Here is a 15998-nt window from a genome sequence, read left to right on the forward strand (position 1 = left end):
GCTTAGTGCCACAGAATAAAGTCAATAATTTGAATACGATCAAATCGCGTGTATCTCACGCAACACTGGCAGCTCGACACTTCTAAAATGGCGGATCAGTAAGATCCCAATCCTCTACGTTGGATATTTGTGATCCAGCATTTATCGGCTCTGAGGGACGCTCTTGTTCGTTGGTTTGTTCCCGTTCAAGTTTGAAAAGTTTGCAAGCAAAACCATCCAGCACCACCTCGGTCCTGTAGTGCTTTTCCCCTGCTTTATCGGACCAGCTTCTTGTCTGGATCTTACCCTCAACGTAAATCTTTGCCCCTTTTGGGAGTTGTTCAGCCACCTTGACTAAGTCTTCACGATACACTGCAACTGAATGCCACAGAGTACGCGATTTCAGCTCTCCGGAAGCGCGATCCTTCCAGCGTTCGTTGGTTGCAAGACTTAGATTGCAAACCTTCTTCCCAATAGAGATTTCATTGATCTGTGGATCTCTTCCGAGATTCCCTACCAAGATAACTTTGTTAACACCTGCCAACGTGAATCCCCTCTCTCAACTTGTTATAGCGCTGCCATCCCAGGTAGTTTTCAGGGCTGTTCTTGCCTTTGCTTGCACCTTGGGAGAACTTTAAGTACCGCTCTGCATCCTCAAGCCCAGAACCGCTGCGTTCGAACAGATCCATGAATGCAGCCGCACGCTCCGTCGCCAAAATGCTTCGTTGCATATCTGTCAGATCGCGCCGAATTCGTGTTCCAACCAAACAATCTGATGCTTCTAAAGCAGCACGCGTATCCCAAGACCAACGTCGGTAATACGCGAGGTGGATCAGCAAATCGGCAGGCATGTGGTCTTCCACCTGACTTGCCCAATGCTCGACAATGCACCGCCCAATTTTGATCGAAGCAGACCAATGCTCCGAAAAGTTCTCTAGCATCTTTACAGCTGAGTAGACTTTATGTCTCGTCTCACGATCAGTCCGCGAAAACTGCGTTGTCCACGCCCATCTGACCAAGCGAAGGTGATCCAGGTTTTGAATAGAAACAACTGGGAGACCATTGCCCGAAAGTTCGTTGATGATTTCTCGACGTTCGTCGGCCGGAGTCTTCGTTCTTCGGATCAGATTGTGTAAAGCGTGATCCCTTGGAACAATTACGATCCAATTCGAAAGAGCCTGTCGCAGAAGTTTCCTGACAGCTCCGTTGGCGTCAGAAACTTCGAATCCTGCGGTGTCTACGCCTCGTACAACATATTCGTCTTCGTTGTCCGGATTGTACAAAAGAATGCCGTCTGTTGGACAATCATCGTTAGTCGTCCAAACATGGAAAAACTCATGTAATTCAAATTCATCGTCCATAGCAGTCTCCGCATGAGCAGTCTAATTCTACCTGTTGAATTGAAGCGTGGGTTACTTGTGAAAAGCGGCCAATTGCTTGTTCGGAAACGCCACTCTCTTGAATTTCGGATGTTTCAAACTGTTCTCATCCTCATAGGCAGAAAATACATTCGTTCAGTGCCATGTTGCAGCGAAACAGCTCCTGCTTTCTAAGACCAGGCCAAGCAAAATGTTTAGGTAAGGGTAATCATGGGAAACTGGCGAAATACGAAATTTTTGGATCTAGCCCGTCAGTACCCATCGGCTTTGTGCCCAAAAAAGACCTTCGTCACATCCTCGATGATGTCCCAAGTCACACGACTTCCATCCAGTACAAAGAGACTGTCCCCTGGTTTGAGCTCGCTAATCTGACCGCTCACCATATCGATCAAGCGACAGCTCCCCGAAAGAATGGTCATCAGCTCATCCCCCTGTTCAGTGCATTCAAAAACACCTTTGGTACATCGCCAGATACCAGTACGGGTCGTATGCCCAACACCCCCGGCGTCTATGCGGCCCGCCGCGCGAGGGTTGCCGTCCTTGATTTGATAATCACTAAGTGGGTTGTCGAAGGGCCAATCAATTAGCGGTCCCACATCAACCCCGGGTTTGTACTTCAACATCTCTCAATCCGATTTGCCGCAAGTCAGCGGAGAATGACGATCCCGCGCCGTGTATACCGTGACATAGACGCAGATTTCCACATCTTGTCTTAAGACACAAAGTTGTCGACCTGGCCTTACGTCAATGGGCAGAGCTACAGTCGTCGACACAAGTCCTAGCTCCTCGCTAAACCTATCGCGTAACTCCCTAGACACCTGCGCTTTACCGACAATAGCCGGCCCGTTTCAAGCGTGATTTCGCCGCTGGGGTCTCCAAATGCTTGTATCGCCCACCCGAGTACCTTGCGCAATCTAAAGCGTGACCCGCAGCGATTACGGCAGCGCCAATGTCTTGACCGTCGGCATAGCAGACTCCAACCCAACGGTCATACGTTCGCTCACCGTTGAGCTTGCACTCAACGTCCTTGCCTCGCAGAAAGTTAACCATCCAGCGTTTAGCGTCTTGACCGGAACGAGTACCAAGCTCCGGTGCGTCCACTCCGTTTAAACGGACAGGAGTACCATCGACAACGATTGTGTCTGCGTCACGTACTTGGAGGCCACCGGCTTCGGCAGTCGTGGCGAACAATGCCAAGGCAATGGTTAGCTTCTTCAACAAGGCGAAGTCCTCGGTGTTTCTTGTTAATCGATTATTTGGGTTGCTAAGCGTGTATCCACGAGTTCTTCCTCGACAAGCGCATAGATTTCCTCGGGTGGAGTATTCAGCGAAAATAGCATCAACGACGGGTCCACGCCCATGTCGATAAGATGCTGCATGGTTTCTCCTTGTCCCTTTTGGATACCTTCGACAGCGAAAACTACAGGAATTAATCGAGGCTGGTCGTAGTAGTGCTGATGCATTCCCACAATGCTGCGAAGTGAGACGGTGCGTTCTTGCCCGCCCGCTAAGATGTAAGGACATGACGATACGCACATCGAGCCAGCCAGAACGGCGGTAGAAAGCTCGGCACCTCTCATCTGCTTACCAATGGACAGCGCCTCAGAAACCACTCCTCCCGGGCTGTGGAGAGCCACAAGGTCGGGCTTCTCCTGCATGTCGGACAGGTACGAAGCGAAGCGGGCCGAGTCGTCCACCTCTATCTGGCCGCTAAGAAGAAGTACCCTTCCTAGTCCTTCGACTTCCTGTACTGAGAAGTCCAATCGGTTTGGAAAAGCCTCTGGCACGGGTACATCCAGAGGACCATCCTGAGGCAAAAGCGACGGATCGCTCCGATCAGTGCGATACTCTCGACGCTGATCTCCCGGGGATATCGGACCAGTCGGGAGTTCAACACGCTCCTTGAACGGGCTGGGAATGACGCCGAGAACGTCCGACGCTATTAAAACGCCCGCAATTGCGAATTGTAGGATAAGAACGTAGCGCAGCCCAGAACGTGGATCGAGACGATTTAGTAAGTTCATCAAGTTTCATCTTTTTGTGGATTGGCGCGGTTGAGGATAGCTGCGTCTGCCACGCCCATTGTCGCCTCCACGTCCTTCATGGCGTTCATTGCGGCTCTGAGGTCTGCAAGCGTCAAAGTATCCTCGATGCTCATACCGTCCTTACCACTGCGGATTGCGGCCTGTGTGATAGCCAGCACAAACACCAACACGGCGGGCAACAAGTCGATGGCTATAGCTCCGGCCCACGAAGGTACGAAGTTGTGGGCGTACTTGATTACTGCATCGGCGCTGGAAATCGGGTTGTACGCCGTCTCGATAGGCGGCTCCATGTCAAGCACCTCGTCCGCAGCGTTCTTGAGTGTCTTGCTGCGTTGGTCCAGCGCATTCAAAACTGAGTTAATTGTCGATGATTGCGCATCTCTTACGTCGGAACTGCGTCCATCAAGTTCGGGAAGTACAACCGAGGATGGCAGGTCCTCAGCAGCGCGGGCGACAAGTGGTGCTACGCTGTACTGGTTGAGCCGCGAGATCACACCTGCCAACTTCACGCTTTCCTCAGAAAACTGAACCGAGCGGCGATCTACTGGACCAGGTGCAACGGTAAGCTCACGCATCTTTGCGAGGATTTCGTTGCCCTGTTGGAAGGCTTCCTCGATAGGTTCTTGTTGTGCAGCGATTTGTTCCTCGAGGTTACGCAATTCCTCAGCCTTTTGAGTGAGAACACGGAATACGGCACCTCGACCAGCTGTACCTGATAGATCACCAGACTGCTCAAGTTCCGCGAGTTCTACAAAACTCTGGCGGGCGCGTTCCACCTCGCGACCCAACGCCTGTCCACTCAGAGCTATATCATTAGCTTGCTCAAGAGCCGCTTGGTAGTCTCTAACTGTGTTTTCCAAGTGTTGCTCAACCGCGGCGGAGCCTGCGAGAGCGGCAGCGTTAAGCCAGCTGGACATGGCGATAATGGCGACGGAGCCAACAATTGTGGAGATCGTCAGACCAATGAAACCACTGGCCGTGCGCATCGAAGGCAGCAGCCGAAGCATATAGCTCCAAAAGACAAAGATGCCGACAGAAACGGCAATTGAATATGCGACGGCGGCGAAGAAAGAGACTGCACCGTTGTCTTCCAAAAGCGAGGAAACACCGAGATAAGTGTAAATACCAGACGCTATAGCTAGGACGCCCAAAGCCGCGGGTGTAAATGTGTCCAGCCAGGCTAAATGACCTTCGAGTTCTTTAGCGGTTCTAAGTCCCTTTGCTTCCTCAGCCGTCAAGCGATCCTTGTTCTCCGTCATAGTACGCCTTGCTCCACACTCATCACGCGATAGTTCGTCACTTAATCATTTGTTAAGACTTTTCACCCTGGGTTGCATATCTGGACGTTAAGAAACGATTGCTTTTGCAAAACTGCCAGTCTTCTGTGAGTTTCTGCCAACTTGCGCCACCAGTCCTAGTAGATGTGAATAGTAGGAACTAACTGAAACACCGGTTGTTATTCTGAGAGTTTCGATAGGTAGAGATCAGCTGCATCGCTGTCAGATGCGTGAAAACGCCCAGCGGGATTGAGTAGCCTCATCTGACTGGTCCAATTTGATTGTTAGTGCATCATTGGCCTGTGATCCATCGGTATGATGGTTTCGGGCGCTGGCGGGCGGTGTGGATCGCGCGATAACAACGTGAAGTTGCTTGGATGCCAGTAAAAAGTGGTTCATAAAAAATTCCCGACCGGGGTCACGAATGTACAAGTTTCCTCGCCGGATTTCAGCAGGTAAACTTCTGGTTGAACTGCCATGAGTACGGGGGCATTGTCTGGGCGTGAAGTGGCCGTATTGGTTAGGCTCAAATTGATCGGGTTTTTTTGTCATGGACAAAGATACAAGAAATACCGCCCAAGTGGAGCGCGCTACGGCATGGATAGTTCGGTCAGAACGCCTTTTTTTGACGCCAATGTCAAAGCCACAGATCTTAGCGCTCGGGCGATTCCAGCTAAGTATTCAATTGGTCAATTGGTGATGTGACCATGAGCTTGTTTCAGGAGAGTCTTTCATCAGCGCTTGGCGACCAAAAGCATTTTGTCGCGGAGCGAGACGTGCTGCGTGTTTCGGGTCAAGTTTTGAATACTCATCAAGACCACACCTTTAGCGCAGCACGTAATTTGGCGTTAGAATGGGTCAAAGAACGTTCTGGTGGCAAACTTCCGAAAGACGCTTGGAAATTCGCTGATTTCAGGACCGATGTTGCGGGACGAAACACAGAGTGTTTGGCGCAAGACTTTGATGGTTTGGAAGTTTGGTCCGTGAGGGCCGAGGATCCGGATGGAAAGGTTCCGGGGCGGAATTGGAAGACCGAAGTTACTTTCGCAAGAGAGCCCAGCTCTCGCATCATGTTTTCCCTACGTCTTCGGGTCTCCAGTCATGTGCTCGATCAGAACTTCACTCCTGCAAGTCCAAGACTTGTTTCTTCAATAATAGATGAGTTGGGACTCAAGCTAGGCGATCATTCATGCAGTACGACACCGATCACCGTTCGAGATCACACAAGCTACGATCTGTTTGTCGAGCACTTGCTTGCGACGTCTCGAAAGACGCCACTGGTCGTACAGAGCTTTGTGCCGAACCATCGCGGCATCAATGTGTCGGCCATTTGTCGTCGCTTGGCCGGTTTGGCGCATGTCTACTCGATAAGTCCGGTTTTTGCCCGGAAACTATCCGACGAGATCGGCAAGGAACTGTCTGTATTTGATGGCGGGGTTAGAATCTACACACCAGATTTCGAAGTTGCCGATGACCCTAATGGCCATAGACTGTTTCTCAGGCGCTTCATTCAGCAAGGTGATAACCAAAGGCTCGTTGAACGCCACATCGCGCAAGACGTGGCGGCTTTGGGTCTACGAAGCAACAGAATTGGCAAAGAGGTTCTGGCTTTTTCTGATGTTTCCGCCCGCCTCTACAAGTATCGGGCAGATCAAAAAGGCAAACTGTTGGCGGCGGGTCGCGCTGAGGAAAATGATGAACTGATCATGAGCCTACGAGAGCAAGTGCGCTCTCTTGAAGAACAGGTGACAGAGGCAAAAGAACTAGAAACAATCGCACTCGAAGAGAACCAAGCATACCGCGAACGAGCTGAAGACGCAGAGTCCCGCGCTCGCGCATACACGAGCCAAATTCAAGGCCTCAAGGCAAGCCTGGCTCAGAATGCGGGCGAATCCAGCAGAGAAGTAGCGCGCCCCGAAGATTGGCCAAGCTTCATAGGCTGGGTGGAAAGTACCTTTGCTGGCCAGATAGTCCTAACCGGCGCAGCCAAGAGAGAAATCAAGAAAGCTCAATTTACGAATATTGAACTGGCCTGTGATTGTTTATCTTGGCTGGCGACGGACGGGATCAATTCAAGAGTTTCGGGTGCGGATGGAGCGTCCACGAGGGAAATGCCGGTCGCGGAGGGCGCCATTCATGCTCATTGCGGCGGTGACGCGTATGATTTTGATTGGCAGGGGCAGAGGCACACTGCTGATTGGCATATCAAAGGCAGCAGCAGTCGGGACCCCAAGCACTGTCTGCGCATCTACTTCGCGTGGGACGATCAATCACAGCAGATAATCGTGTCACACATGCCGTCTCATAGAACTACAAGTATGTCATGAACTTGCCTGAAGACCTCGTTTTGGGCTGCTATCGGCAACTTGCAAGACCTTGAGTGGCGGTATGGGAAAGTCTTCGATTGCGTCTGATGGGCCGACGAAGCGGCGCTTCGCACATGTCGAGGTGCTCCTGCTCGAGGAGATGTCAGGCGCGGTTACTCCTAGCTTCTTGCCTCACTGAGAGACACCTTTCTTAATGCGCTGAAGTCGTGCAGGCAAAAAACTCGACGTAGAGAGAGAAGTAAATGAACGCAAAAATGAATCCGAAGTCACTAAAAAAGGCACTCCTCGATAGACGCCTACGCGCGGAACTTGATTGTTTATTGCGAGTGCGTCCCTTCATGAACGAAGGAAAGCGTGATGAAGGATGGATGTGTAGGGAGCACTCCTTGATCGTGGCCTGCATAGCAGCCCTTAAGGGCTTCGTGCCGCACATCTGTTGGGGAAAGATGTTCGTCACTGGAGCAGACTATGAAACGGGTGAACTCAAGCACTTGAGGGTCGATACACATTCTTGGAACGCCATAGATGATTTTGGCTTTTTAGACCTGAGCATCAGTTTGAAAAACGGGGAGCACTCTGGATGGCGTAATTGGAAAGCCAACTGTATGCTTCAAAACAAACTCTACCCACAGGATAACGCGGATTTTTTTTACTTTGTTTCGCATGATCGGGCGAGGTTCGAACATGCTGCAACTCTATCAATCCAAACAAAGAAACCCACAATCGCTTATCTTGGAGAAGAAATTGCGATTCTGGCATCGGACTATCTTCGGGGAAGCACAAAGTATGTTAACTCGCCGCTCACTGACGAGCTCAAATCCCTGCCAAAGTTTGATGAAACCATTTATCTCAAAGCAGCATGGCACGTTTGGCTTGTTCTAAATCGAAAGACGAAACCGCTACAAGGAGTCTCTCGCCTGGAAGCCTGGTCCCACATATCAGAAAATTACGAAGGTGCTGATGCTCGATTACTTTCATTGACAGGGAAACTCCCAGCCAGTTAGGCATCTAAAACTTTCTGTTCACGGGCCATCTTCGAATATGTACGTGAACGAACGAATGTTCAGTGAAAAATTGTTATCTGAGGTTCTGCCGGCGAAACCAGGAGTTGGAGGGGGCCCAACTCTTTCGTATCTCGTCTATGACGCGATGAGCCAAGCTGAAAGCGGAAGTCAATCAGCTCCGAACTCAATCCAAACTCGGAGTTAAGAGACACCGGCCTTGTACGTTCTGATTGCAGCTACTAATTTTGCCATGCGTTTTCGTGACAAAGCTGCTGCGGTGGCTCAGCCCATGAACGTTACTGAGAAAGAACGCGAGCACATTTGTGACCTGAGATGCGCCTTGGACCCGGACCTGGTAGGAACACATAAACTACCAGAATTAGTTCGCTAGTAGGTCTTTGGGAAAATCACTCCGTGTGTCCGCAATGGAGGCTTGCATGGAAGAGATCAAAACGGTCGCTAGGGAAATCGCCATATTCTTGGAAGAAAACCTTCCTTCGCTTGGCGACAACTGGTGGGCCACCCACGTCATTGATAGCCTAACTTTCCAGCAGCAACGGATTGTAACAGAAAAAGGCATCAAGTCGCTCAAAGGATTGGATCTTGCGGCGCTTCTTCGTGTGCTTGATCGAAACTGGTTTGAGTTAAGCTCGAAGTGTAACTTGGCGAGGGAAGGTCGGAACTGGATAAAAGAGTCACAATCAGTTCGAAACAAGTGGGCCCACTTATCCACTGAAGCAACTCCACCCTCTGAGTCATACCGCGACCTGGATACCCTCTGGCGTTTGATGGATCTCGTCGATGCTTCAGAAGGAGCAAAAGAACTCTTAGCTGCGCATCGAGATGCGGCCTTGGAGCAAATGAAATCACGTGAAGTTGCCTTGCCCGGAAGTATCAAAGCTCCTCAAGAACATGAGCATTCATCTGCGTTGAACCCATCTCCCAACCCGGCCGCCTTTTCTCCAGGAGATATGGTAGTCTTAAGAGCTGAGCCCGACAGAGTTATGGCCGTGATTTCCGTCCATCTGGACGGGGCTGAGCCGAAGTATACGGTTTTTGCAGACGGCAAAACGAGTACACTCTACGAGAGCCAGTTGACTCAGCCGGAAGAAGTCAGCGGTTTTTCCGGGATTTCGTCCTGTGCAGATGTGCGATCAAGTATAACCTCAGCGCATGTCCTCTCTCCTTCGGCCTCTAATCTGCTGTCCGTGGGTTCTGGGCGGGTGAACTTTGTTCCGTACCAGTACCGGCCCGTGCTCAAACTCATTAACTCCGACAGGCCTCGAATTCTGATTGCTGATGAAGTCGGCGTCGGCAAGACAATCGAAGCGGGATTAATCCTCAAAGAGTTGAGAGCCCGCTTGGACATCCAATCAGTTCTGGTTGTCTGCCCAAAAGCTCTCGTTGCAGAACGTAAGTGGTTCAATGAGATGAAGCGGTTTGACGAGAGCTTCTTTTCGCTCGATGGGAAATCGTTCCGTCACTGCCTCGCAGAAGTCGATTTGGAAGGCGAGTGGCCGGATAACTATTCGAAGGCAATACTTCCATTTTCTCTGTTTGATTCGGACCTTGTGTTTGGCGGCGACGGACGCGGCAAGCGCAGGAAGAAACGCGATGGTCTTCTGGACCTCAATCCACCACCTCAATTCGACCTAGTTATCGTCGACGAGGCTCACCACCTTAGAAACAGCGACACTTTCCTGCACCAAGGCGTCAAATTCCTGTGCGATCACGCTAAAGCGGTCGTTTTGATGACCGCGACGCCGGTGCAACTCGGAAGCGATGATCTGTTCACGCTATTGAATATAGTTCGTCCCGACTTGATCATTGACCAAGCCAGCTTCGGGCAGATGGCGGAACCAAACCCCCACATTAATGCAGCGGTTCAGCATTGCCGTTCGGCAGAATCCGAGTGGGCCGGCCTTGCCAAGGCAGAGCTTGATGCAGCAGCGAACACGGATTGGGGCGTGAAATTCCTCCGAGAGTCACCAGATTTCCAATCCGTGTATGACAGGCTGCTTGATGATGAAATCGTGGAAGAAGACCGAGTGGTTTTGACACGCGATATCGAAGAGCTATACACGTTCAGTTCGATAATTAATCGTACCAGGCGTAGAGATATCGGGGAGTTCACGACGCGTAAGCCGGAAACCATCGAGGTTCCATTTTCGAATGCGCAGCGCGAACTCCATGACCGTTTGCTGTTCATCATCGCCCGAATTCTGGAACGCACGCACGGAAGCCAGAATGTGAAGTTCATGATGACAACAATCAGACGTCAGGCCGCGAGTTGCTTGTACGGTCTGGCGCCACAGTTGTCAGACATGTTGAACCACAGGATCGATGCCCTCGAGATCCTCGAAGCTAACGATGATGCCCGAGACGTTGATCTTGGTTTTTTGGAGGGTGTCCGATCCGAGATCGGAGAAATCATCACACTTGCGGAAGACTTGGATCCACATGACGAGAAAGCGGCAGCCTTTCTACAGGCTATCGTCGAAAAGTCAGAAATGGAGAAAAACAAGGCCCTCGTATTTAGCACCTTTAGGCATACGCTGAGCTATCTCTCGACCAAACTGTCCGAAACCAGCGTCAGGTTTGGGCTGGTCCACGGTAACGTTCCTGATGAAGAGCGGGCCGAATTGCGCAGGCGGTTCTCGTTACCCAAGGAGGACTCCGACGCGATTGATGTGCTGCTGTCTTCCGAGGTCGGGTGCGAAGGGTTGGATTTCCAGTTCTGTGACTTGCTGGTAAACTACGACATTCCGTGGAACCCGATGAAAGTTGAGCAACGCATTGGGCGGGTCGACAGATACGGCCAGGAAAGCGAAGCCGTCGCGATTCTTAACTTCATTACACCAGGCACCGTCGATGCTGATATATACCAGCGATGCCTCTGGCGGATTGGTGTTTTTCAGAGCGCCGTTGGGGGTAACGAAGAGATCCTCGGCCAAATTACGCGCGAACTCCACAGCATTGCAGATAGCTTTGATCTAACCGCCGACGAAAGGGCCGAGCGCCTTCAGCAGATCGCTGACAATGGTATCCGCAAGATCCGTGAAGAAAGAGACCTTGAAGAAAAGCAAGCGCAGCTGTTTGGCCTCAATCTCCCGGGAAAGGCTTGGAACGACGTCGTTGAAGGTGTGACCACCACCTGGCTGTCAGACACCGCGCTCGAGCACTGCGTGCGCCAGTACCTAGCACGGAGGCTGAACAGTGATGGGACGCGTCTCAGCAAGCAGAAAACCCTCAAAACCTTGCGCTTGGACGAAAGCTCACGAGGTTATCTTCTCCAGGATTACAAACGCCTTCCGAAGTCGACAGGGGCAGAGACGCGCGTCTGGGAAAAGTGGTTGAGGGGGCATCAAAACTCCCTGCAACTGACCTTCGACCAAGAAACAGCGGTGGCCAACCCTGGGGCGGTACATTGCACCCTCACTCATCCATTGGTGCGTCAGGCAGCTTCCTATCTTGGTTTCTCTGAGCCAACTCAATGTTCGCTAGAAATTGTCTACAACTCGATCTTGGCTGGCAGATACAGGTTCGCTCTGTATCGGTGGTCTCGAAAGGGAATACGTCCGGATGAGGAAATCGTGGCGGTTGCTGATGATCCGACAATCGAGTCCAGTCTCTTGAACCTGATTGCGGCATCGTCTGACTCTCATGATCCAAGTGAAGCGACTGACGAAGAACAGCAGGCCTTGGACACGGCGCACTATGAGAAATGGTCCCGAGCAAGGGCAGAACACATCGCCGAGAATGAAGAGTTCGCTGAACACCGCATGCAGAGTCTGATTGCCAGCCATCATGCACGAACATCAGTGATTAAGGACCAGATCGCGCGCACATCGAATGATAAGATTCTCCGCATGAAGGAAAGCGAACTCGCGAGAGCGGAGGCTGATTTCGAACGCAGTAAAGTCGATATCAAAGCGGCAGCGGAATCTGGTGACATCGTCGCTGAACTCGTCCTCTACGGCACAATAGAAGTAAAGCCCGCTTCACAGATAGGTGAAAGTTAAGATGAATTCGGAAGTCGTTGCCGCCATTCGCAGTGAAAGAGAAGACTTGGCCCGAGTGCTGAAAAAGCACAAGGGAATTAGAAAGATCGTAGAAGATCTGTACCCGGATAGCGCTCATTTCATTTACGAGTTGCTCCAAAATGCTGAAGACACGGGGGCAAACGAATGTGTATTCACTTTGTCTGAAGACCATTTGGTCTTCGAGCATGACGGGAGCCCATTCACAGAATCCAATATCGAAGCCATAACTGATATTGGTGAGGGCACCAAAGAAGACGACGAAGACAAGATCGGTCGGTTTGGAATAGGGTTCAAAGCAGTATTCGCCTACTCTGAAACACCAAGCATATTTTCTCCGACATACAGCTTCAGAATCTCTGATCTCGTATTGCCTTCAGCCATCAGAAACCCAAACCCTGAGTCTAAAAAGACTCGTTTTGAGTTCCCATTTAACAACCCAAAAAAACTGAAATCAGTTGCGTTTGAGGAAGTTAGACATGCGCTAGAGGAACTTGCAGAAAACACACTTTTGTTCCTGCCCAACATCGAATTGATCTCTTGGCAGGTCAAAGGCGGTCGATCTGGACGCGTCATGCGGGTCTCGCACTCTGACCATCATATCGAGATTATTCGGGAAGACGCGCGTTCAACAAGCGACTCTTTCCACTTTGTAAAAGTGGAAGAAAAGGTGGACGGGCTGGGAAATCGAAAGATTGCAATAGCATACGCTTTGGAGCCGCGAGCCGAGAACCAAAGTTTTGATGCGAGTGTTCCAATCAGCAAACAGATGCGCCTGGCACCAGCGAGACCCGGAAACGTATCAGTTTTTTTTCCGGCCGAGAAAGAGCGATCAGGCTTAAGGTTTCACATTCATGCACCGTTTATTCCAGAGTTAAGCCGCGCTAGCATCAAGGATACGCCTGCAAACGAACCTCTTCTGGATCAATTGGGTGCTCTTGCCGCCAAGTCTCTTTATGTTCTGAGAGACTTGGACCTGCTGACGGTTCAGGCGCTCGCGATCCTCCCAAATTCGGCCGATGATATTCCCAAGCGCTACCATCGCATTCGTGAAGCGATTGTCGCCGAAATGAACGACAACGCGCTTACGCCAGCCAAAAAAGGTGGTCACAAACCCGCTTCAACCTTGGTTCAGTCACGCGCCGCTGTGAAAGAGCTTCTGACAGATGACGATTTGTCGATCTGGATCAACAAGGACTACTCAGAGGGCCCATGGTGGGCAATGTCCGCACCTCAAAAGAACAGTAACAGTGATAGGTTGTTGAGCGATCTAGACATTTTGGAATGGGAAGTTGAAGATTTTCTCGAAGCTATAGATGACAATTTCGTAGAAGCCTATCGATGGATCTATCGGTTCGACGAGTTTTCCAAATGGCTTGAGGCAAAACCAACCGATTGGCTACAGAGCTTTTATTCATTTCTTTGGACTATTTTGGATCCTGAGGAGGACGTGGCGCGAGCGCGAAATTGGAGAATCGTGCGCACCACCAACCATGGCTTGTTGACGCCTGAGCAATGCTACTTCGAAGGTTCCGAGGCGCGTCGGTTGGGGCTTCCAACCGTCGATCCGGATACTCTCTCCTCCGAAAAGAAAGGCAAGAAAGGTAAGAAAGGTAAGAAAGGTGGCCAAAAGGGAAAATCTAGACGCTTTCTTGTGGGGGCTGGTGTCCGAGAGGTCGGGGAAGCCGAAGAAATCCGGTTTGTTCTAGAAAGCAAGTACGGAAGTTCAGCCCCAGACTTTGATTGGCTAACCCACATCGCTGATCTAAACCAATTTGCCGACTATCTTGAAAGTCACCCGCGTGACGTATCTGTATTTCGCGATTTTAAGGTTTTGCGCGATACCACGGGTAATCCTCGATATGCGTCAGAGATGTTTTTAGATGCTCCGTATATGGACACGGGAGTGCGTCATTATTTCGAACGACTCGAAGACTCGGGTCGGGTGGGAATATCGACGAACTACTGGAGAAAGATCAAGAAAGATAAGTTCGTCAACTTTGCTTCGAAACTGGGTGTCGCGACGCAAATTGTGATCGAAAAAACAAGCTGCCGCTGGAATCCAAACAGGGATTTATATTACGGTGGATATGGGGGTCGAACGTCTTATGAAAGAGATATCGACTACAAAATTCCATACCTAAGGGACATGTTGGCGGAACCGTCGAAGGAATTGTCGCTCGTAATCTGGGAGACGATTTCATCGGCGCAAATTGACTGGACTGAAGCAAGGTACTGTAGGAATTACAATACCTACTACCGAACCGGAGTTTCCCAACTCGCGCATGTATTGAGGGATGACGCTTGGATACCTCAGGAAAGCGGGGAGTTCGTCCGACCAGCTGATGCATCCGCATCTAAGCTTCCCGAAGGCTTTAAATATGACAAGGGATGGGACTGGCTTGAAGCGATAGACTTCGGCAGCGAAGAAAAAGCGGCTCTTGAACAAAGGAAGGAGACTGAACGGATCAGGGCTGAAAAGAACCAGAAAGCTCAGGAGTTCGGTTTTGAGACTGCCGAGGATGCAGAACTGGCGCGAGAGCTAGTCGCAAACATACCAAGAGAAAAGTTGTCGCGTCTGCTCGCCGAGGAGCAGGCGGCTTCCGCTTTCGAAATGCCCGATAAACCCTCAAAGAATGCAGAACGAAGAGGTGCCAAGGTCGCTGACAAGGCTCGTGATGCCGAGACACGCGAAACCGAAATCCGCAATCGGTCTGTTTCACTGACAAAGCCGCAAGTAAAGTCAGAGGCCGCTGCATATTTGCAAGACCAATACACCAATGCGGATGGTGTGATGGGCTGCCAGATTTGTAAGAAACCGCTTCCGTTTTTACTTGCCGACGGGAGTCCTTACTTTGAGAAAGTCGAGTTTCTAAGTGACCTGAACCTCCGGCACCATCAGAACTATTTGGCGCTCTGCCCCAACCATGCGGCGATGTTCGAGCACGCAAATGACACCAAGGACATATTGCGGGTACTTTTTGACGAACTCGAAGGACAAGAGCTCGAAGTTTCCCTGGCGCAAACAGAGACTTCCATCTACTTCACCCAGACTCATTTGGTCGACCTTCAAGCAATCATTAAATCTGAAGAAGCTGGCGAAATCGATACCACAACTTAGTCGAAATTGGAGATAATCCCAAAACGAGGCCAACTAGAATTGGCTTGTTGCCAACGTGTTTGTGTTTCATCTGAAAGCTACGTCGGTTGAGCAAGTTGTGATGCAGGTGTCTAAAGTTATGCAATCGGGGTTTAAGAAAGGCCCCGTTGTAGAAGCATCACAATACCATCGGCTCAAACGCGAACTCGAACATATTTCCTCCAAGTACTCGCCACACAGACAAATTATCAGCTGAGATGACCTCGGAAATTTCAAACGCAAAGTTGAGATCTATTCCTGAACCAGGCTCGTGGTTTCCCAAAAGACTGTTGTAAGTTTCAATTTGGTTCTCCGAAATTCTCCCGCCATGCTCATCAAAAACTCGGTCTTTCCGAACTCGCAGAACCTTTAGCACAATTGGATTGCTGTCACCGTCAAGGAACAACTTGAGCTCCGGATATTCATCCAGCAGGTAGGCAACGGCTTCGGTTTCGCTCCCTGTAAGGTTGTCGAGAAATTCTCTACAATAGTAAACCGCTTCCGGTGCACGTGTCGCATAGCTTGCCGCGGTTTGCTGACTTGAGGTGACGTAGACTCCCCCATGTCGAAAGTTCATTCCGGCATTCAATTGCTTGCTCGCGAAATAGGCGTTTTGAAAGCTCATGGTTCGCATAAACTCTTTCTGGTTCGATTGGTAACCTATGACTTCAAAAGCGCGACGCAGAAATGTTGTTGCTCCCAGTTCATCAACAAGATTTCGTCCACCTAGGCCATTATTGACGATGGAAGGCAAGAGTGAAACGTCCGTACCGTGCCACAGCGGAATCGATGATGGCCAAAACTCCAT

General features: G+C 50.6%; 11 protein-coding genes. 4 read left to right on the forward strand and 7 right to left on the reverse strand.

The genetic code is table 11. The features are described 5' to 3' along the window. Positions 1–82 precede the first annotated feature (82 nt). From ssb to ACR0LH_RS13350, 6 genes are all read right to left on the reverse strand, one after another. Positions 83–523 carry a single-stranded DNA-binding protein gene (gene ssb, locus ACR0LH_RS13325; protein WP_480721348.1) on the reverse strand — a complete coding sequence of 147 codons (441 nt, stop codon included), beginning with the start codon at positions 521–523 and terminating at the stop codon, positions 83–85. After that, positions 510–1340, reverse strand: a complete 831-nt coding sequence (locus ACR0LH_RS13330; protein WP_480721350.1) for a hypothetical protein — start codon at positions 1338–1340, stop codon at positions 510–512. The genes ssb and ACR0LH_RS13330 overlap by 14 nt, the downstream gene beginning before the upstream one ends. A 269-nt stretch (positions 1341–1609) precedes the next feature. Further along, positions 1610–1981 carry a cupin domain-containing protein gene (locus ACR0LH_RS13335; protein ID WP_170668594.1) on the reverse strand — a complete coding sequence of 124 codons (372 nt, stop codon included), beginning with the start codon at positions 1979–1981 and terminating at the stop codon, positions 1610–1612. A gap of 202 nt (positions 1982–2183) precedes the next feature. Further along, positions 2184–2579, reverse strand: a complete 396-nt coding sequence (locus ACR0LH_RS13340) for a thermonuclease family protein (RefSeq protein WP_353391092.1) — start codon at positions 2577–2579, stop codon at positions 2184–2186. A 23-nt stretch (positions 2580–2602) separates the two neighbouring features. Further along, complete coding sequence (locus tag ACR0LH_RS13345; protein WP_170668596.1) at positions 2603–3382, reverse strand: Clp protease/crotonase-like domain-containing protein; 780 nt, start codon at positions 3380–3382, stop codon at positions 2603–2605. After that, complete coding sequence (locus ACR0LH_RS13350; RefSeq protein ID WP_170668597.1) at positions 3382–4662, reverse strand: hypothetical protein; 1281 nt, start codon at positions 4660–4662, stop codon at positions 3382–3384. The genes ACR0LH_RS13345 and ACR0LH_RS13350 overlap by 1 nt, the downstream gene beginning before the upstream one ends. Positions 4663–5387: 725 nt before the next feature. Between ACR0LH_RS13350 and ACR0LH_RS13355 the strand changes: the two genes are divergently transcribed. From ACR0LH_RS13355 to ACR0LH_RS13370, 4 genes are all read left to right on the forward strand, one after another. Continuing rightward, the gene (locus ACR0LH_RS13355; protein ID WP_170668598.1) at positions 5388–7007 is read left to right on the forward strand and encodes a hypothetical protein; all 1620 of its coding nucleotides are present in this window, start codon (positions 5388–5390) and stop codon (positions 7005–7007) included. Positions 7008–7249: 242 nt separating this feature from the next. Further along, positions 7250–8011, forward strand: a complete 762-nt coding sequence (locus ACR0LH_RS13360; protein WP_170668599.1) for a hypothetical protein — start codon at positions 7250–7252, stop codon at positions 8009–8011. A 437-nt stretch (positions 8012–8448) separates the two neighbouring features. After that, entirely contained in the window at positions 8449–12033 is a 3585-nt protein-coding gene (locus ACR0LH_RS13365; RefSeq protein ID WP_170668600.1) for a DEAD/DEAH box helicase, read from the forward strand. 1 nt (position 12034) lies between these two features. Continuing rightward, entirely contained in the window at positions 12035–15172 is a 3138-nt protein-coding gene (locus ACR0LH_RS13370; protein ID WP_170668601.1) for a sacsin N-terminal ATP-binding-like domain-containing protein, read from the forward strand. A gap of 157 nt (positions 15173–15329) precedes the next feature. On the opposite strand, the gene ACR0LH_RS13375 is transcribed toward ACR0LH_RS13370, so the two are convergent. Continuing rightward, positions 15330–15998, reverse strand: a complete 669-nt coding sequence (locus tag ACR0LH_RS13375) for a hypothetical protein (RefSeq protein WP_170668602.1) — start codon at positions 15996–15998, stop codon at positions 15330–15332.

It is taken from the genome of Ruegeria sp. CL6, from assembly GCF_056536465.1.